General features: G+C 75.6%; 15 protein-coding genes and 1 pseudogene. 5 read left to right on the top strand and 11 right to left on the bottom strand.

Annotated elements, in window-relative coordinates:
* Positions 1-4: 4 nt before the first annotated feature.
* The gene (locus ACFYXA_RS09240; RefSeq protein WP_389031645.1) at positions 5-2299 is read right to left on the bottom strand and encodes a VWA domain-containing protein; all 2295 of its coding nucleotides are present in this window, start codon (positions 2297-2299) and stop codon (positions 5-7) included.
* Between the two features lie 499 nt (positions 2300-2798).
* On the opposite strand from ACFYXA_RS09240, the gene ACFYXA_RS09235 reads away from it, so the two are divergent.
* Positions 2799-3308: a DUF1360 domain-containing protein gene (locus tag ACFYXA_RS09235; RefSeq protein WP_352253709.1), complete on the top strand. Its 510-nt coding sequence runs from the start codon at positions 2799-2801 to the stop codon at positions 3306-3308.
* Positions 3309-3325: 17 nt separating this feature from the next.
* Positions 3326-3472: a hypothetical protein gene (locus ACFYXA_RS09230; RefSeq protein WP_389030060.1), complete on the top strand. Its 147-nt coding sequence runs from the start codon at positions 3326-3328 to the stop codon at positions 3470-3472.
* Here ACFYXA_RS09230 and ACFYXA_RS09225 read toward each other — a convergent pair.
* From ACFYXA_RS09225 to ACFYXA_RS09180, 10 genes and pseudogenes are all read right to left on the bottom strand, one after another.
* Positions 3424-4074: pseudogene (locus ACFYXA_RS09225) on the bottom strand (glycosyltransferase family 9 protein); the annotation flags it as partial. The gene ACFYXA_RS09230 and the pseudogene ACFYXA_RS09225 overlap by 49 nt on opposite strands.
* A gap of 29 nt (positions 4075-4103) precedes the next feature.
* The gene (gene rfaE2 / locus ACFYXA_RS09220; RefSeq protein WP_389031642.1) at positions 4104-5600 is read right to left on the bottom strand and encodes a D-glycero-beta-D-manno-heptose 1-phosphate adenylyltransferase; all 1497 of its coding nucleotides are present in this window, start codon (positions 5598-5600) and stop codon (positions 4104-4106) included.
* Positions 5597-6232, bottom strand: coding sequence for an SIS domain-containing protein (locus ACFYXA_RS09215; RefSeq protein WP_389030057.1), 636 nt, complete (start codon positions 6230-6232; stop codon positions 5597-5599). The genes rfaE2 and ACFYXA_RS09215 overlap by 4 nt, the downstream gene beginning before the upstream one ends.
* Positions 6229-7482, bottom strand: coding sequence for a glycosyltransferase (locus ACFYXA_RS09210; protein ID WP_352253663.1), 1254 nt, complete (start codon positions 7480-7482; stop codon positions 6229-6231). Before ACFYXA_RS09210 ends, ACFYXA_RS09215 begins: the two co-directional genes overlap by 4 nt.
* A complete protein-coding gene (locus ACFYXA_RS09205; RefSeq protein WP_389031640.1) occupies positions 7479-8441 on the bottom strand; it encodes a glycosyltransferase in 963 nt (320 codons plus the stop codon). The genes ACFYXA_RS09210 and ACFYXA_RS09205 overlap by 4 nt, the downstream gene beginning before the upstream one ends.
* 2 nt (positions 8442-8443) lie before the next feature.
* Positions 8444-9451, bottom strand: coding sequence for a glycosyltransferase family 9 protein (locus ACFYXA_RS09200; protein WP_389030054.1), 1008 nt, complete (start codon positions 9449-9451; stop codon positions 8444-8446).
* Positions 9448-10029: a D-glycero-alpha-D-manno-heptose-1,7-bisphosphate 7-phosphatase gene (locus ACFYXA_RS09195; RefSeq protein ID WP_389030051.1), complete on the bottom strand. Its 582-nt coding sequence runs from the start codon at positions 10027-10029 to the stop codon at positions 9448-9450. The genes ACFYXA_RS09200 and ACFYXA_RS09195 overlap by 4 nt, the downstream gene beginning before the upstream one ends.
* A complete protein-coding gene (locus tag ACFYXA_RS09190) occupies positions 10026-11063 on the bottom strand; it encodes a glycosyltransferase family 2 protein (protein ID WP_389030048.1) in 1038 nt (345 codons plus the stop codon). The genes ACFYXA_RS09195 and ACFYXA_RS09190 overlap by 4 nt, the downstream gene beginning before the upstream one ends.
* The gene (locus ACFYXA_RS09185; protein ID WP_389030045.1) at positions 11060-12694 is read right to left on the bottom strand and encodes a carbamoyltransferase; all 1635 of its coding nucleotides are present in this window, start codon (positions 12692-12694) and stop codon (positions 11060-11062) included. Before ACFYXA_RS09185 ends, ACFYXA_RS09190 begins: the two co-directional genes overlap by 4 nt.
* Positions 12695-12727: 33 nt before the next feature.
* Entirely contained in the window at positions 12728-13744 is a 1017-nt protein-coding gene (locus ACFYXA_RS09180) for an NAD-dependent epimerase/dehydratase family protein (RefSeq protein WP_389030042.1), read from the bottom strand.
* Positions 13745-14172: 428 nt separating this feature from the next.
* Between ACFYXA_RS09180 and ACFYXA_RS09175 the strand changes: the two genes are divergently transcribed.
* From ACFYXA_RS09175 to ACFYXA_RS09165, 3 genes are all read left to right on the top strand, one after another.
* On the top strand, positions 14173-14736 hold the full coding sequence (locus ACFYXA_RS09175) for a hemerythrin domain-containing protein (RefSeq protein WP_352248315.1): 564 nt from the start codon (positions 14173-14175) through the stop codon (positions 14734-14736).
* A gap of 423 nt (positions 14737-15159) precedes the next feature.
* Entirely contained in the window at positions 15160-16443 is a 1284-nt protein-coding gene (locus ACFYXA_RS09170) for an MFS transporter (protein ID WP_389030037.1), read from the top strand.
* A gap of 73 nt (positions 16444-16516) precedes the next feature.
* Positions 16517-17161: a YcxB family protein gene (locus ACFYXA_RS09165; protein WP_389030034.1), complete on the top strand. Its 645-nt coding sequence runs from the start codon at positions 16517-16519 to the stop codon at positions 17159-17161.
* The last annotated feature ends 13 nt before the right edge of the window (positions 17162-17174 follow it).

Raw genomic sequence — 17174 nt, 5'->3', positions numbered from 1 at the left:
CGGGTCAGAAAGCGTCGTCATAAGGCTGTTTCGCGGGCATCGGCGAGGACGCCGGCGCGCCCGTCGCACCGGACCGCCGGCGCCGGCCCCGGCCGTCCGGGGCGGCCGCCGCCGCAGTGGCCTGGGCCGTCGCGGCGGCGGACCTGCGGCCGGGGCCGCGCCGGGGCGCGGGGGCCGTGGAGCGGGTGTCGGCGAAACCCAGCGCGAGCCCGTCCCGCAGCGCGGCGGTCCGCCCGCGCGGGACGGTGAGCCGCTCCCCGTCGGGTGTCCTGACGGCCAGGCCGTCGCGGAAGCGCCGCACCCGGTAGCGGCCGGGGGAGTCGTCGAGGAACAGGCGGGGCGCACCGCCCGCCGAGCGCACCTGGAACCCGAACTCGGCCCCACCGCCGGCCGGCGCCCGCAACCGGCTTCGTTCCATGCCGTGCTGATGGAGAATCAGCTGGAGGGTGGACACGTCCCGGCTCCTGCGCTGCCCCTGCCAGCGCAGTGCGAGGACGAGAGCCAGCAGGGCGAGCACCGCCGAACCGACGCCCACCGCGGGCGCGTTGCGCTCCAGGAACCCGGGCCGGGGCACCACCTGGAGGATCAGGAAGGACTGTGCCACGGGACGCCCCCGCTCGTCCCGCAGCGAGACCGTGCCCGGCACCGGACCGGTCGGCGCGTCCTCGGCGAAGCGCAACGTCAGCGGTACGGAGATCTGCTGGCCCGCGCCGACCCTCACCTGCTGCGGGCTGATCGTGAAGGACACCCGGTCCCCGGCGTCGCCGAGCACCACGCGCACGGTGCGGGCGGCGGTGCCGGAGTTGTGCACCTTGACCAGCCCGTGCGCCGTCCCTCCGGGCTCCACCCGGCGGTCCTCGAACTGGACGGACCCGGCGAGCGGGGAGAGCGGGTCGGGCGGGGTGGTCCGGTAGGGGCGTTCGTCGCCGGTGATCCCCTCGCCCACCATGTGGCCCACGAACTCCAACTCGCCGTCCGCCGCCGCCGGCACCGTCACCGTGCCCGAGAACTCCCCGTCGCCCGCGGCGTGGTCCGGTGAACGCCCGTCGTCCGTGAGCCGGGTCTCGACCGGGGGGAAGCCCTTGCCGGTGAGGCTCACCGAGACGCCGATGCCGGCGAGTTGCCCGGGGTCGACGAGGCGGGCGTCCCGCGCGGTCTGCAACAGCACGTGCACGGCGGCCTTCTGGCCCGGGGCGGGAGACGGCGGATCGAGCACGATGAACGAGCGCAGCACGCCCTGCCACAGGGCGGTGGCGCTGACCTGCTGGCCGGCCGAGCCGCCCAGCACCTCCACATGGACCCGCCAGGTCCCCGGGTGCGGGTCGCGGATCCGCAGGGACTCCACCGGGCCGTCCTGGCCGACGAGTTCGAAGGCGGAGCCGTGGGCCGAGCCGCGCAGGGGGACCTTGCGGCCCTCGGGGTCGTAGTAGGTGACGGCCACCGCCTCGGGGCGCTCCTTCACCACCACGATGGAACCGTCGCTGGCCACCGGAGGGATGGTGACGCTGAAATCGGCGCTCGTGGTGACCGTGCCCTGTGCCTGGTCCGGACTGGTGCGGGCGCAGCGGGCTCCCGCGAACGCCTGCAGCAGGGCCTTCGACACCGCGTCCGAGTCCGGTGTGACCCTGGCCCGCGGCCGGGCCGACGGCAGTGCCCCGCACCGGGTCTGGTAGCCGCCGGCGGCCAGTGCGTCCAGCTGGGACCGGTCGATGCCGTCGCCGAAGCCGAGCGGCCAGATCTGCACCTTGTCGGCCCGGGCCTGGGCCACCGCGGTGGTGAGCGCCTTGGCGGCGTTGTCGTTGCGCCGGTCGCGGTCGGGGCCGTAGTTGGGGCTGTCGCGGACGTCGAGCCGGCCGTCGGTGAGCAGGAAGAGGATCTTCGGGGCGGCCGGTGCGGCGGCGTCCCCGGTCGTGCGGAGCATCGACAGGCCCTGGGTGATCGCCGCGGGGAAGTCGGTGCCGTTGCCCTCGGCCGCGGTGCGCGGCCGGATGCCGGAGACGCAGGTGCTCAGGCGTTCCCGGCCCGCCGTGTCCGCCCTGGTGAGCGGGCAGACGACGTCCACGGGGCGGCGCCCCCGCTCGCTCTGGCTGCCGAAGCCCACGACGGCGGCGCGCGACCTCGGGGAGAACTCGCCGAGGGTGAGCATGGAGGCGGCCGCGCGCTCGGCGGTGACGTCCTGGGGGGAGAGGCTTCCGGACTCGTCGACGAGGACGACGAAGTCGACGGGCGCGGGGTCCGGCGCGGGCGCCGGGGCCGCGCGGCTGGGTGAGGCTCCGGGCAGCAGCGGAAGGCCGCACATCAGTGCCAACGCCAGAACGAGACGTCCGGCACGACCCGGGAAACCGGCACAAGGGCGGTCCGTCTGCATGGGATCCCCCCTGGCCCCCGCTGGAAAAGAACTGTCTCGCATTTGTAGCACCGCGAGAAGACGCATCGTAAGAGATCGGCGCATTATCGTGCTTGCCTTCTGAAGGCTTATCCGAAACATTCCCGCGCGGTTTCCCCGGGGTGGCCGGTCGTGGTGTCGTGCCTGTTCAAGGGGTTGCGTCAAGTGCCTGAGGCGGGTCGGCGACTTCTCGGAACGGCGATGACGGCAGTGGTCGAAGTTTTTTGCCGGCGCTCGCCTTCGTATTCTTTCCCGGCGTTTGTTGACCGATGGTGATCGGTTTTTATGGCTGCCGTACCGTATCCCGGTCAGGGTTCGGACGCGTGTGGTGCCGTGGTGCGGGGGAACTCGGCCCGCGCCATCGACAAGGCCGCGATCGATACGGCGGCCGTGCGGACCAACAGGAGGTGCCATGACCGCGGACGCCGCTCACGACGAGGACCGGGACCGCAGCGACGGCCGGGAGGATCTGCCCCTCGGCGGGTACGCGGCGCTCACCGCTGCCTTCGCCACGAGCGTCGCCGTCTTCGCCGGCGTGGCGCGGCGCAAGGGCGTGCGGCTGCCGGACGAGGTGCCGCCGTGGGACGTCGCCCTGATGGGGACGGCGGTCTACAAGACGTCGCGGCTGCTGTCCCGGGACAAGATCACCAGATTCGTCCGGGCACCGTTCACCCGCCGCGGCTCCGACGCCCCGGCCGGCGAGATCCTGGACGAGCCCCGCGGTACCGGCGTGCGGCGCGCCGTGGGGGACCTGGTCGCCTGCCCGTTCTGCGTCTCGGTGTGGGTCGCGGGCGCCGCAGTCGCCTCGTACGCCTGCGCGCCCCGGGCCACCCGCCTGGGCTGCGCGGGCCTGGGCGCGGTGACCTTGGCGGACTGGCTCCAGTACGCCTGGACCTGGACACAGCAGACCACCGAGAACTGACGTCAGGAGTGAGCACCATGACCGAGCACACCCCCTCCCAGGCCGAGGGCGACTGGGAGGAGCAGGACGCCCGGGACACGGCCGAGCAGTCCTCCCCGGACCAGCCCACGCCCTCTCAGGCCGAGGGCGACCGCGACGACGCCGAGGACACCAGCGGCTCCTGACCCCCGGCGCCCTCCAGCAGTCCGAGCGCCGCCACCACGGCCTCGTCGAGCGCCGCCGCCACGGCCTCGTCGAGGCCGATGCGCGTCAGCCGGGGGCCGGGCACGTCCCCGTGAGGATCCCCCGGGCGGCCCCGGCTTCCACAGCGCGCGGTGCCGCCCGGACCCGGGCGGCGGCCCCCACAGACGGGGCGCGACCGGCCCGAACAGCGTGACGGAGGGCGTGCCGTGGGCGACGGCGACGTGCCGTGGGCGACGGCGACGTGCCGCGAGCCCGGTGTCGCCGCTCACGAGCAGCGCGGCCCCGGCGATCAGCGCCGACAGCTCCCCGAACGGCAGCCCCCTCCGCACAACACGTCCCGCGCCGGCAGCCCGGCCGGCCCCGCCACGCCCCGCATCAGCGCGCCCTCTCCCGGCCCGCCCGTGACGACGACACGCCGGCCGGTGGCGCGCAGCCGTCGTATGAGCGCGGCGTACCGCTCGGCGGGCCGGCGCCGGGAACCGGACTCCGTCCCGGGATGCACGACGACGGCTCCCCGCGCCGGCGAGGCCGCGACGGGCGGGGGCAGCCGTACGTCGCCGGGGTCGGCCGCGATGCCGTACGCGCCACTGCACGCCCCGGCGGCTCACCCCCTTACCCTCGCCGCCTCCCGCGGAAGCCTCTCGGCCGGTGCGGGGACAGCGCCGCCCGCTCCGCGAGGCCGGTCGTCGAGCGGCCGTCCAGGTAGGGGAGGAGGACGACCTGGCCGCCCCAGCTCTCCACCAGGGCCGCCTCCGGCAGCCGCTCCAGCGCGTAGTCGCCGCCCTTAGCCCAGACGTCCGGCCGCAGTTCGCCGAGCAGCCGCTCCGGAGTGTCCTCCTCGAACACGGCGACCGCGTCCACGCACTCCAGGGCCCGCAGCACCCTGACCCGGTCCGCCACCGGCACCAGCGGCCGCCCACCGCCCTTGCGGCGGCGCACGGACGCGTCCGAGTTGACGCACACGACCAGGCAGTCGCCGGCGCGGCGGGCCGCCTGGAGCAGGGCGACATGGCCGGCGTGCAGGAGGTCGAAGCAGCCGCCCGCCGCGACGACGGTCCCGCCGGCCGCGCGCACCCGGGCCGCCGTCCGCAGGGCGTCGTCGGCGGCCGGGGGAGCCGCCTCGGCCGTCGGAACCGCCTCGGCGGCGGTCTCGACGAGCGAGCGGACGCCGCCCTGGGCGACGTACCGGGTGGCGGCGTGCACCGCCTCACGCACCGCCGTCTCGGTCAGCTCACCGTCGGCGAGGAGACCGGCGGCGGTCGCCGCGAAGCGGTCCCCGGCGCCGCAGGCGTCGCCCTCGGCCGTCACCGGCGCGGGCACCAGCAGCGGCGTCCCGCCGTGGGAGAGCAGCGCGCCGCGTCCACCGAGGGTGACGGCCAGGGAGACGGCCCGCCACGCGCGAAGCAGCACATCGGCGTCACCGGCCGCGGCCCGCAGCTCCCGCCCGCGGCCCGGGTCGTTCCCGGCCGCCGGAGGCGTCGCCGCCGCCCGCGGGCGGCCACTCCCGGCAGCGGGCCCGTCCGCGTCCACCAGCCGCGCGGCGAACGCGTGCGCCTCGCTCGCCGACGGCGTCACGAGGCGTACGCCCGGCACCGGGGGTTCGCCCCGGGGGTGCGGGTCCCAGACGACGGGGATCCGTGCGGCGGCCGACCGCAGGGGCTCGCGGAGTGCGCCCGCCGTGCCCCGGCCGTAGTCGGCGACCAGGATCGCGCCCGCCTCGGCGACGGCGTGGCGGGCCTCGTCCGTCGCCTCGCCGGCCAGGCCCTCGCCGTCGTCCAGGCGCAGCAGCGGCGTGCCCTCCGCGAAGACGCGGGTCTTGCTGGGCAGCGCCCCCGCCAGCGGCAGCCTCACCAGCCGCACCCGGCCGGCCAGCAGCCGTTCCAGCGTCGCGCTGGCCTCGTCGCCGCCCAGCGCGGTGACCAGGGTGACCGGCCGGCCGTCGGCGGCGGCGAGGAGCGCGGCGAGCGCGGCGCCGCCCGGCCGGGAGACGCGCCGGGCGCCGCTGACGACCGGGACCGGCGCGTCGGGGGCCAGCCGCTCAGCCCGCCCGCACAGGTCGTGATCGAGCAGCGCGTCCCCGACGACGAGCAGCGGCGCCCGGGCGCTCATCCGCCGCCCCCGCCCGTCGCGGGCCGCGTACCGTTCTTCCATCGGCCGTCGACCGCCGTACGACGCTCCACCCGCCGGTCGAAGGCCTCGCACAGCATGTGCACGGCCACCAGGTGCAGCTCCTGGACCGTGGCGGCGGCCGCCGCCTCCACGCACAGCGCGTCGTCCGCGGCCCCCTCCAGCGGGTTGGGCGCCGGCCCGGTCAGCGCCCACACGGTCATCCCGAGCCGGCCCGCCTCCTTCGACGCCACGAGCAGGTTCGCGCTCGCGCCGCTGGTGGACAGCAGCATCAGCACGTCCCCGGCCCGGCCGTGCGCGCCGACCTGCCGGGCGAAGATCTCCTGCACGCCGTAGTCGTTGGCGATGGCCGTGGTGGAGGAGGTGTCCGCGTGCAGGGAGAGCGCCGAGTACGGCGGCCGGTCGTCGCGGTAGCGGCCGACCAGCTCGGCGGTCAGGTGCTGGGCCTGCGCGGCGCTCCCGCCGTTCCCGGCGACGAGCAGCCGCGAGCCCGCCCCCAGCCGGTCGGCGAGGGCGCCTCCCCAGCGCCTCACCACCGGGGCCGCGTACTCGCGGAATCCTTCCAGTGCCTTCATCAGGTCGTCGCAGTGCGCGACTCCGGCGGCGAGCGTCATCGGACCACTCCCGACAGTGAGGGGACGCAGGACACGGCGCCGTACACCCGCGACACGCCGTCGGCGACGCGGTCCCAGGTGTAGCGGGCCAGGACCCGGCGCCGGCCGGCTGCGCCGTACCGGGCGAGCCGCTCGGGGTCGTCGAGCAGGCGGTTCACGGTGTCGACGAGATCCCGGTCGTGGCCGCCGTCCGGCGACTCCGGTGCGACGTGCACGCCCGTGAGGTCGTCCACGACGGTGTCGAGCTGCCCGCCGACCGCCGTGGCGACGACGGGCGCGCAGCACGCCATCGCCTCGACGGGGACGATCCCGAAGGGCTCGTACCGGGGCAGGGAGAGCACCAGGTCCGCCTCGGACATCAGCCGGGGCATGCGCGCGGGACCCACCCCGCCCAGCAGGGTCACCCGGTCGGCCACCCCGCACTCCTCGGCGACGGCCCGCAGCCGCTCCGCCTCGGGCTCGGCGCCCAGCAGGGCGGCCTCGGGCCCGCCCGCGACGAGCAGTTCGGCGTCGGGAATGCCCGCCAGGGCGCGGATCGCCCGGTCGAAGCCCTTGCGCGGCACCAGCCGGCCGACCGAGAGGAGCCGTCGGGGCGCCGACGCGGGCCGCCGCCGCGCGCCGGCCACCGGGGCGAACAGCTCGGGGTCCACGCCGCAGGGAACCACCGAGATCCGGTCGCGGGGCAGCCCCATGGCGACCAGCTCGGTCACCTCGTCCTGGCAGGTGGCGATGATGCCCGAGCACTCCCGTCCGACCGCCGTCTCGATCGCCACGCGCTGCGGCGGACTGGTGTCGGCGGCCCCCTGGTGCCGCTTCTTCACCGTGCCGAGCGCGTGGTACGTCTGCACCACGGGCACGCCGAGCTCGCGTGCCCCGGCCAGCGCCGCCATCCCGGACATCCAGAAGTGGGCGTGCACCACGTCCGGCGGATCCGCCGCCCACTCGCGCGCCAGCCATGCGCCGAACTCCGGCATGTACGGCAGGAGTTCGTCCTTGGGTATGGGGGCCGGAGGCCCGGCGGGCACATGAACCACCTTCACCCCGTCCGCGGTGGTGACCCGTTCCGGCAGCCCGGGGTCGTCGCGGCGCGTGTACACGAGGACCTCGTGGCCCCGGCGGGCCAGCTGTGCGGCGAGTCGGGCCACGTACACGTTCTGTCCGCCCGCGTCCGGTCCGCCGAGCTCGGCCAGCGGGCTGGCGTGCTCGGAGACCATGGCGACGCGGCCGGCCGTCGGCTGGCTGGGGCTCATCGGGTGACCTCCTTGATCAGGCGCTCCCAGTCGTCCCGGAAACGCCGTTCTCCGTAGCGGGCCTGGACCGCGGCCCGGGCGGCCTCCCCCGTCGCGCGGGCGTACGCCGGGTCCGCGGTGAAGCGGCGAACGGCGTCCTCCAGCACGTCGATCCGGTTGGAGACCACTCCCGCGCCGTCCGGCACGGCCTCCCGCACCTCCGTGGCGTCCAGCGCCACCACCGGCATGCCGAGGAACATGGCCTCCAGCAGGGACAGCCCGAGCGACGTCCAGCGCACCGGGTGCAGGTACAGCCGGCAGCGGGCCATCGCCGGGTGCAGTTCGCCCTGGGGCAGGTCACGGGTGCGGCAGCGGTCGGACGGCAGCCCGAGACGGTCCGCGAGACCCGCCGTGCCCATGCCGAAGACGTCCAGCGGAGCCGCGCGCGCGAAGGCGGGCAGCAGGTCCGTGCCGGTGGTCCGGCCCCGCCGCACCGGCTCGTTGACGACGACGGCGGCGCGCGGCTCCTCGCCGGTCCACAGGGGGCCGGGGTCGATGACGCCGTGCTCGATCACCGTGGTCGGGGCGCGGCCGTTGTCCCACATCAGCCGGTTGAAGTGGGTGACGTGGACGAGCGTGACGTCGGTACGGCCGGCGAGGGGGTGACGGGTGTCGACGGCCGAGCCGTCCGGGCAGTTGTGCTCGACGTACACCGCGGGCACGTCGACGCCGGGGCGCCGGCCCGTCCACCGGTGGGCGAGCTCGATCTCGTGCGGCCGTTGCAGCACCATCAGGTCGATCGGCGCGTCGCGCAGCTCGCCGGGCGTCGCCTCCCGCACGGTGTCCGGCCACCGCCAGGTACGGGCCCGCCCCAGCCCGTCCGGCCCGCGGTCGGGAGTCACCGGGACCAGGAAGGTGTACGGGCCCTGGACGAACGACGTCAGCCATGAGCCGTGCACATGCCAGACCAGGATGTTCATGCTCATGCCGTCTCCTCGATCAGTTTCCGCACCGCCAGCACCACGTCGTGGCCCGTGACCTCCTCCAGGCACGGGTGGCCCGGCACCGGGCAGCGCCGGGCGCGGCTGTCCGCGCACGGCGCGTTCTGGTCGCCGAGGAGCACATACGGCACCCCGTACGGCGCCCACCGCTCCGCCGGCACGACCGGCGCGAACAGCGACACCACCGGGGTGCCGACGGCCGCCGCCAGATGGGCGGGCCCGGTGTTCCCGCACACCACGGCGTCGGCGGTGCGCAGCACGCCCGCCAGGGTGCGCGGCGGCGTCCTGCCGCCTAGGTCCACGCCCGTGCCGCCGCTCACCCGCCGGGTCAGGTCCCGCTCGCCGGGACCGCCGGTGACGACCACCCGGTGCCCCGCGTCCGCCAGGAGGGACACGGCCTCTGCGCAGCGCCCCGGACTCCACGCCCGCGCGGGCGCGCTGGCCCCCGGGTGGACGACGACGTAGGGGCCGTCGCCTGTGAGGGCGACGGTGTCGGGCGGCGGCAGGACGCGCAGCCGGCCGTCGTCCCCGGGAGGCGGGCGGAAGCCCATCGCGGCGGCCGTGTCCAGCGCGGCCTGCGCCTCGTGCCGCCCGGGCAGCCGCCGATGGCGCACGTCGAGGAGGCTGCCGGGGGCGTCGACGCTGTCGGCGCCGATCCGTCCGACGCCGGCCAGCCGCAGCACCAGGGCGGTCGGCAGCGGGCTCTGGTGGAACGAGGTGAGGATCAGCGCGGCGTCGTACGCCCGGCCGCGCAGCCGCCGTACGAGCCCCTCGACGTCCGCCTCCGCCACCGGCGGCGGGTCCACGCCCTCCCACGGCGCCGCCCACACGATCACGTCGTCCACGCCGGGCAGCAGCCGGGCGGCGGGCTCGCCGCGCGGCCCGCAGAGCATCGTCACCCCACGGGAGCGCGCGGCGACGGCGCGCACGGCGGGCCCGGCGAGCAGCACGTCGCCGAAGCTGTCGAGGCGTACGACCAGGGACCTCACGACCGGTCTCCCTCCGGGTGGGCCAGCAGCCGGCCGACCGCCGTGAGCAGGTCGGGAGCGGTCGCGGGCGCCGACGCCACCTCGGCGGGCAGCGTCGCCGGCGTGGGCACCAGCACGCCCCGGGCGCCAGCGGCGAGCGCGGCCGCCACGTCGGCGCCGATGTCGCCGACGACCACGCAGTCCCGTGGATCGGCTCCGAGCCGGCGGGCCGCCTCGATCACCAGCCCCGGCCGGGGCTTGCGGCAGGGGCAGCCGGCGTCGGGCAGATGGGGGCAGTACACCCACACGTCCAGGCCGCCGAGCAGGGCGTCCGCCCGGTCGTTCACCCGCCGGACGTCGTCGTGCGTGAGCAGGCCGCGCCCGACGCCGGACTGGTTGCTGACCACGCCGGTCGCCACCCCCGCGGCCCGCAGCAGTCCGAGAGCCCGCCCGGCCCCGGCCACGGGCCGCACCGACGCAGGGTCGCCGTTGTAGGGAACGTCCTCGATGAGGGTCCCGTCCCGGTCGAAGAGCACGGCGGCGGGAGGCCGCGGCGACGCGCACCCCACGGCCCGGCTCCCGGTGGGGCGGCGGGTCATGGCGTGCCCTCGTGGGGGACGGCCGCACGGTGGCGCAGCTGACCGTGCAGCCAGTGGCGGACGGCCGACGGCGGGATGAGCACGCTCGTGCAGAGCATGGTGGCGACCTCCCGCCGCGTCCGCGGGCCGGGGGCGATACGGGCCAGGGCGAACTCCGCCGTGCCCAGCGACCACAGGGCGCCCGCGACGGCCGCGGCGCGCCGCCTGCCGGTCAGCGCGCAGACCGACGCGGTGAGCGCGGCCGCGGTCACCAGCACATGCCGGGGGAACCGGCCGCGGGGCGCCTCGGCACGGGTCCACCAGTCGCGGCCGTGCAGCCGCGTCATCAGGACGTCGTCCGCGTTGCCCCGCTGGGCCCGCACCGACGCCCAGGGATCCGAGGGCCGGACCGGGTGGAGGGTGGCGCGCCGCCCGCGGCACAGGCCCCAGCCGGCCGCCCGGACACGCAACGCCAGGTCGGCGTCCTCCCGGAAGGCCCGGCGGAACCGCTCGTCGAAGCCGCCCACGTCGACCAGGGCGGCCGTCCGGTAGGCCATGTCGGCGGTGGCCCAGGCGGCCTCCTCCAGGCCGGCCGTGCCGCGCTCCCAGTCGGTGGGCCTGCGGTCCCCGGGAAGCGGGACGGACAGCCGGCCCTGCACACCGCCGGTGAAGGCGTCGGCCGCGCACAGGTCCTGCGCGAGGAGACGGGACCAGTCGGGCAGGACCCGGACGTCGTCGTCGAGGAACACCGTCCACGGCGTGCCGACGGTGCGCCAGCCGGCGTTGCGCGCCGCGGCGGGCCCGCGCCCACCGGCGCGCAGGGTGCGCACCCGGCCGTACAGGGGACCGGCCGCCGCGAGCGGCAGTTCTCCTGTGCCGTCGGGCCGGTCGTCCACCACGACGATTTCCTCGGGCGGATGCCCGGCAGCGGCGGCGAGCGCCCGCAGGCAGTCGGCGAGACAGGGCCGCCCCACGGTCGGCACGACGACGGAGTAGGCGGGGGCGTCCGCCGGAACCGGCGGCTGCTCAGGGCCCCTGCCCGAGGCCGGCGTCATGCGAACACCCGCCGGCGGCGGATCGCGAACGGGCCCAGCGCGAGCAGGTCCACCGGCGCCGAGCCGAAGCACTCCAGGGCGTCGCGCGGGTCGTCGACCATCGGCCGGCCCGCGGTGTTGAGGCTGGTGTTCACCACCACCGGCAGCCCCGTGCGGCGTTCGAAGCCCTCGATCATCCGCGCCACCAGCGGCTCCTCCGCCCGGTCCACGGTCTGCACGCGGGCCGTGCCGTCGACGTGGACGACGGCCGGGATCCGCTCCCGCCAGCCGGCCGCGACCTCGTGCACGAACAGCATGTACGGGCTGGGCAGCGGCCCGTCGAACAGCTCCGCCGCCCGTTCCGCCAGCACCATCGGGGCGACCGGACGGAACTCCTCCCGTCCCTTCACCGCGTTGAGCCGCTCCAGGTTCCCGGCCCGCCCGGGATGCGCCAGCAGCGAGCGGTGCCCGAGCGCCCGGGGCCCGTACTCGCTGCGGCCCTGGAACCAGGCCACGATCCCGTCCCGGGCCAGCTCCTCGGCGACCGTCTCGGCGATGTCGTCCGGCTCCTCGTACGGGACGGCGGCCCGCTTCAGCCAGGCGCGCAGCTCCGCGTCACTCCAGCCGCGGCCCAGTGCGGCGGTCGGCATCGCCTCCACCGCCTCCTTCTGCTGGGCGACGTGCAGGGCCGCGCCGAGCGCGGTGCCCGCGTCCCCGGCCGCCGGCTGCACCCAGATCCGCTCGAACGGCCCGTCCCGGTGCAGCCGGGTGTTGGCCACGCAGTTCAGCGCCACCCCGCCGGCGAGCGTCAGCACGGCCTCGCCGGTACGGTCGTGCAGCCACCGGGCCAGTCCGAGCAGCACCTCCTCAAGGCAGGCCTGCGCACTGGCCGCGATGTCCGCGTGGTCCTCGGTCCAGGCGGCGCCCGCGGGACGCGGCGGGACGAGGGACGCCCAGGGCACCGGACGGGTACGGAAGCCGCCCTGGCCGTCGAGCGTCACGTACTCCCGCAGCCGGTCGAGGAAGCGCGGCCTGCCGTAGGAGGCGAGCGCCATCACCTTGAACTCGTCGCTGCTGCGCAGGAAGCCGAGGTGCTGGGTCAGCTCCTCGTAGAACAGGCCCATCGAGTGGGGCAGCGACTGCGCGCCCAGCACGGTCAGTTCACGGTTGGCGTAGCGGCCCGCGAGATGGGAGCCGCACTCGCCGCGCCCGTCGAGCACGAGCACCGCGCAGTCCGGGTGCGGGGAGGCCTGGCCGGCCGAGGCGGCGTGGGCGATGTGGTGGGGGACGAAGCGCACCTTGGCCGGGTCGAGTCCGGGCAGCGCATCGGCGAGGAACTCCGGGGCGCGGCGCGCGTACTCCTGGCGCAGGTGGTCGAACGGGTCGTCCAGGCCCAACCGGTCGGCGGAGAGCGCGAGTTCGGGATCGTAGGAGTAGGCGACGGCGTCCAGGTCGGCCGGGTCGAGGCCGGTGTGCTCCAGGCACCAGCGGGCGGACAGCTCGGGCAGCTCCCAGGCGGAGAAGGGGACGGGCCGCTTGCCGTGCTTGCGTCTGCTGAAGCGTTCCTCCTCAGCGGCCGCCACGACCCGGCCGTCCAGGACGAGGGCGGCGGCGGGGTCGTGGAAGAGGGCGTTGATTCCGAGGACACGCATACAAGGCCTCCGTGGCGGCGTGGGGAAGACGTCTCAGGCCCGCGGGGTGGGGTCGCGGCCGGGCTCGTGCGCCGCCCTCGCCGGCTGCTTCGCGGCGAAGTAGGCGATCGTGTGCTTGACGCCCTCCTCCCAGGGCACCCTGGGCGACCAGCCCAGGAGCTCGCGGGCGAGGGTGGTGTCCGGGCGGCGGCGCTGCGGGTCGTCCACCGGGCGGTCGACGAACTCGATGCGGGAGGAGGACCCGGTCAGCTCCACCACCCGGCGGGCGATGTCCCGGACGGTCACCTCGTCGCTGCCGCCGATGTTCACCGGCCGCACCGAGTGGCTCGCGGCCACCAGCAGCACGCCCTCGACGGTGTCGTCCACGTAGCACAGCGACCGTGTCTGGCTCCCGTCGCCCGCCACCGTCAACGGCTCGCCCGCCAGGGCCTGGCTGACGAAGGTGGGCACGGCCCGGCCGTCGTGCGCGCGCATCCGCGGCCCGTAGGTGTTGAACAGCCGTACGATCCCGGCGTCGGCCTCCCGGGCGCTCACATGCGCGGTGACCAGGGCCTCGGCGAACCGCTTGGCCTCGTCGTAGACGCTGCGCGGCCCGACGGGGTTGACGTTGCCCCAGTAGTCCTCGCGCTGCGGATGCACCAGGGGGTCGCCGTACACCTCGGACGTCGAGGCCAGCAGGAAGCGGGCGCCGTCCCGCTCGGCGACGGCCAGCATGGCGCGGGTGCCGAGACTGCCGACGTCGAGGGTCTCCAGCGGCAGCCGCAGGTAGTCGGCGGGGGAGGCGGGACACGCGAAGTGCAGCACCACGTCGTAAGGACCCGCGAGGCTTTCCGGCGCGTCGGGGCCGCAGACGTCGCATTCCACGAGCCGGAATCCGGGCCGCCCGAGGAGATGGGCGATGTTCTCGTGTGAACCCGACACCAGGTTGTCCGCGCAGTCGACTTCGGCACCCGAATCCAGCAGGCGCTCGCACAGATGACTGCCGAGGAAGCCGGCGCCGCCCGTCACCAGGGCACGACGCCAGGGCAGGCGGGGAGTCGCATCGGTCATGGAACGTCCTTCGGCCGCGGTCGAAAGCGCCGGGAAGTGCGGCGCACGGGGCCCGGTGCACGCAATCCGGTGCAGCGGGGGGAGACATGGCGGAAAGGGACGGGGTGGGACAGGCGCTGGGAGGGCTCAGGGCCGGGACGTGAGAGGCGCTGATCCGCAGCGCCGTCCCGGGCCGGCCGCCGTGTTCCCGACGGCTGAGCGCTGACGGTAGTGGACGGGGTTCCCGAACGAGTTGGTTTCACACGTTGATCCCTGGTCGTTCCTCATTGTGCTCAATCACCCATTCGCGCACGAGTTGTCCGGATATCTGCCGCTTGTGGTGCCGGCTCCGGGGCATCGCTCGCCGGGCGGTGTCGACCTTGCGCAGCGGGGCACTCGGCCCCCTGGCGGATCCGCCCGGGAGCCGTCCCAGGCTGGAGGTGAAGGACATGGGTCATGGTGGGAACGTCATCGACGAACTGGTGACCGATCACCGCGAGGTGGAAGAACTGTTCGGCAAGATCGAGGCGCTGCCGTCCGGACACAAGGACCGCAAGCTGTACGCGGACCAGGTCACGATGGAACTGGTCCGGCACTCGGTGGCCGAGGAGGCCTACCTCTACCCGGCGGTGCGCGAGCACGTCGCCGGCGGGGACGCCCTCGCGGACAAGGAGCTGGAGGACCACGCCAAGGCCGAGCAGCTCATGAAGGACCTGGAGGGCTGCGCCGCGGACGACGCCGACTTCGACCGCCTGGTCGGCTCGCTGATGAGCGAGATCCGCGAGCATGTGGCCGACGAGGAGGAGAACCTCTTCCCGAAACTGCGCGCGGCCTGCCCCGAGAGCGCCCTGGACGAGCTGGGCGACAAGGTCCGCACGGCGAAGAAGACGGCGCCGACGCGGCCCCACCCGACCGCCCCGGACAAGCCGCCGGCCAACAAGATGCTGGCGCCGGGCATGGGCATGGTCGATCGCATGCGCGACGCGCTGACGGGGCGGGGCAAGAAGAGCTGATCCCCCCCGACGAGGGACACTGCCGAGGGGCCCGTCACACGGTGACGGGCCCCTCGGCGCGCCCGGCTCCAGAAAGGCCTGTGAGCAAGCACACTCAGTGGGGCAAAAATCTTTGGTCCGGCGGGACTTGAGGCGACGCGCGGCGGTGCGCCCAAGGCGCTTCGGCCGCTTCACCCCACCCCGTCTGCCACGATGGTCCGCGCCGTGACCGACGGGGCCCGCACCAGGCCCCAGGAGGAGTGGCCGTGCAGCGAAGCCGGCGTTCCCAGGTTTCGCTGCCCCTGTGACCGCCGCTCGCCCCTCGGGTTCCCCACTGTGCCTACGATCCCCGCCGCCCCCGCGCCTCGCCCTGCCCCCGACACCGCCCCCGCCCTCGCGGGGGCGGAGTCCCGCTCGCCGTGGCGGTCGCTGAGACACCGCGGCATGCGCTGGTGGTCCGTGGCGAACCTCCTGTCGAACACCGGCACCTGGATGCAGCTCACGGTCCAGAACCTGCTGGTGCTGCAGATCACCGGGTCCGCCGCCGCGACCGGCCTGTCCATGTCGGTGCAGGCCGCCCCGGCGCTCTTCATGAGCGTCCTGGGCGGCGCGGCCGTCGACCGCTGGCCCCGCAAGCTGACCGCCGCCGTCAGCCAGGCCCTCCTCGGCGCGGTCGCCTTCACGACCGCGGTGCTGGTGGCGCTGGACCGGCTCGACATGACGTCCCTGATGGTGCTGGCCGCCGTCACCGGCACGATCGCCACCGTGGACGGCCCGGCCTGCGCCCTGCTGGGCAACGACCTCGTGCCCGCGGAGGACGTGCCCTCCGCGATCGGCGTCGGCGCGCTGGTCCACAACGCGGGCCGGCTCGCCGGCGCGGCGCTGGCCGGCGTGACCGTGGGCTTCCTCGGCACGGCCGCCGCCTACGTGGCCAACGGCCTGTCCTTCCTCTTCGTGACCGCCGTCATCCCGTTCCTGAAACCCGCGCGAGGCACGAGCGTCGTCGCCCGGGCCGGGCGGGGGGCCGCCGGCAAGCCCCTCGTCCCACAGCAGCGCGACCGGCGGGCCGCGACGAGCGCACGCGACGGCCTTCTCTTCTTCGCCCGCCGCCCCCGTCTGGTCGCTCTCGCCGGCATCACCGGCGTCAGCAGCGTCTTCGGCCGCAACTACGGTCTCACCCTCGCCGTGCTCGTCACCGGCCCCCTCGCGGGCGGCCCCGGCGCGTTCGGCACGGTCTCCACGGTCCTCGCCGTCGGCGGGATCCTCGGCGCGGTCCTCGGCGCCCGGCTGCGCAAGCCCTCGGTGCGGGCGGTGGGCGCGCTGGCGGCGGCGGGCGGGCTGCTCCAGGTCGTGGCGGGACTGTCGCCGTCCCTGGCCGTGCTCCTGGTCCTGGTCCTGCCCATGGCGGTGGTGGAGTCCGTCTCCGACACCGCCGGAACGGCCGTCCTCCAGACCGACCCGCCCGCCCACATGCGCGGACGCGTCCTCGGTGTGTGGAGCAGCGTCGGCACGGTGTGGGGCCTGGGCGGCCCGCCCGCCCTCGGCCTGCTCATGGAACTCGCGGGAGCCCGCGGCGCCCTGGTCACCAGCGGCCTCCTGATCGCCACCACGATCACCACCGGCCTCGTCCTCCACGGCCGCCGCCCCCACACACCCCCACTCCACCCCCTCCCCAGCCACCCGGACGACGACCACCCCGCCCGAGAATCCCTCCGAACGGCAGCCTGAGCGCCCCGGCCACCGCCACGACCTGCGAGGACGCGACGAACGCGGCTCACCCGCGCTCGTATGATCTCCTCCCGTGAAGGACGAACAACGGCCGAGCACCGCAACGCCCACCGACGCCCGTCCGGCCCCCGCGCCCACCCTGGCGGCCCCTGCCCCGGAGCCGGCCTCCGCGCCGGCCCTCAGGGAACCGGATCCGGCGCCGACCGTCGTGGAGCTGGCCTATGTGCCGACCCGGGCCGATGCCGCCGAGGCGCTGCGCGCACGCACCGGCCGGACCTCATGGGCCGTCCCGGCGTTCCTCCTGCTGGGCACGGCAGTCGCCGTCGCCGTCCTCGCCTGGCGCGCCGCGCCTGCGGACGTCATCGGCGGGGTGGGCGTCATCGGCCCGTCCGGGGTTCTCGGAGGCCTGTTCGGCAGCAGGGCGAACCGTTGGTGGCGGGCGCGGCAGCTGACCAGGGTCGCGGGTGACCGCGGATACGTCATGTGGGTGAACGGGAACGGCGTCCAGGCGGCCACCTCGCTCATGGAGACCCGGATCCCCTGGACATCCTTCCGCCACGGCATCGAGACCGCGAACCTGTTCGTCCTGGTCGTCGACGACACTGTGGGCGGCATGGTGCTGGTGCCCAAGCGCGGGCTGCGCGGGGGAGCGGACGTCGACATGCTGCGGGCGCTCGTCGCGTCGCGCGTCGCGCTGCGGCGGGCGTCCGGGCCCTGAGCGAAGCCCGGCC

Source organism: Streptomyces sp. NPDC002566 (assembly GCF_042889585.1).
In the GTDB taxonomy this organism is placed as follows: Bacteria; Actinomycetota; Actinomycetes; order Streptomycetales; family Streptomycetaceae; genus Streptomyces.
This window is presented reverse-complemented; position numbering and strand designations above follow the sequence as displayed.

Bases quoted from the DNA above. Each gene is read 5' to 3' on its own strand.
- ACFYXA_RS09185 (WP_389030045.1), bottom strand. From the start codon at position 12,694: ATGCGTGTCCTCGGAATCAACGCCCTCTTCCACGACCCCGCCGCCGCC.
- ACFYXA_RS09195 (WP_389030051.1), bottom strand. From the start codon at position 10,029: ATGACCCGCCGCCCCACCGGGAGCCGGGCCGTGGGGTGCGCGTCGCCG.
- ACFYXA_RS09240 (WP_389031645.1), bottom strand. From the start codon at position 2,299: ATGTGCGGCCTTCCGCTGCTGCCCGGAGCCTCACCCAGCCGCGCGGCC.
- ACFYXA_RS09180 (WP_389030042.1), bottom strand. From the start codon at position 13,744: ATGACCGATGCGACTCCCCGCCTGCCCTGGCGTCGTGCCCTGGTGACG.
- ACFYXA_RS09215 (WP_389030057.1), bottom strand. From the start codon at position 6,232: ATGACGCTCGCCGCCGGAGTCGCGCACTGCGACGACCTGATGAAGGCA.
- ACFYXA_RS09190 (WP_389030048.1), bottom strand. From the start codon at position 11,063: ATGACGCCGGCCTCGGGCAGGGGCCCTGAGCAGCCGCCGGTTCCGGCG.
- rfaE2 (WP_389031642.1), bottom strand. From the start codon at position 5,600: ATGAGCGCCCGGGCGCCGCTGCTCGTCGTCGGGGACGCGCTGCTCGAT.
- ACFYXA_RS09205 (WP_389031640.1), bottom strand. From the start codon at position 8,441: ATGAACATCCTGGTCTGGCATGTGCACGGCTCATGGCTGACGTCGTTC.
- ACFYXA_RS09175 (WP_352248315.1), top strand. From the start codon at position 14,173: ATGGGTCATGGTGGGAACGTCATCGACGAACTGGTGACCGATCACCGC.
- ACFYXA_RS09170 (WP_389030037.1), top strand. From the start codon at position 15,160: ATGCGCTGGTGGTCCGTGGCGAACCTCCTGTCGAACACCGGCACCTGG.
- ACFYXA_RS09230 (WP_389030060.1), top strand. From the start codon at position 3,326: ATGACCGAGCACACCCCCTCCCAGGCCGAGGGCGACTGGGAGGAGCAG.
- ACFYXA_RS09210 (WP_352253663.1), bottom strand. From the start codon at position 7,482: ATGAGCCCCAGCCAGCCGACGGCCGGCCGCGTCGCCATGGTCTCCGAG.
- ACFYXA_RS09235 (WP_352253709.1), top strand. From the start codon at position 2,799: ATGACCGCGGACGCCGCTCACGACGAGGACCGGGACCGCAGCGACGGC.